The sequence below is a fragment of the Psychrobacter sp. 1Y4 genome (assembly GCF_051847555.1).
This window is the reverse complement of sequence record NZ_JBPYDE010001018.1, coordinates 1-548: the sequence shown is the minus strand read 5'-3', so window position 1 is coordinate 548 and position 548 is coordinate 1. Positions and strand designations below refer to the sequence as shown.

Genomic DNA, 548 nt, shown 5'->3' with positions numbered 1-548 from the left:
ACGGTCACGTTAGCACCCACACCACCACCATTAAAAAACGCCTCAATGACCGCCGTAAAACTGGCAGCATCGTCAGGACAGTACTGGCGCTGGTAGCGAATATCAATACCCGCCTGTAACGCAAATTGCTCATGAATTTCAGGGGATTTGCTGTGGGCAATCGGATTGCCAATAACGATGAAGTGTTGGGTCATAAAGGGTCCATTGGCTAAAAGAGGCAAGACATCATTAAAAATGCATCGCTTATGGCCATTTATCATAAGCGATAAAATGATGATTGACAAACCAATGGCTCACTTCATAAGCCTTGTATCGGGTAGAGTTTGATGAGTGATATCTTTAACAAATATGTACCCTCTTGGAGCGTTATGCGTAACCTAAAAGGTAGTCAAGCGCCGAGCAGTTGGGTAAACTATCGATTATATGTTAATTAGTATAATATGCTCTAATGACTGTTAGGTTATAACTTTTATTAAATACATTTTTTATTAAAACACCCTTTGTTATCGGTGGCTTCTGGGCCAGCTCGTTAATATTCTTTTAAGATC

1 pseudogene is annotated in these 548 nt (G+C 40.5%); it reads right to left on the bottom strand.

Annotated features, from left to right (window positions below):
* Window positions 1-194: pseudogene (locus ACS8FC_RS20175) on the bottom strand (shikimate dehydrogenase); the annotation flags it as partial.
* Window positions 195-548 lie beyond the last annotated feature (354 nt).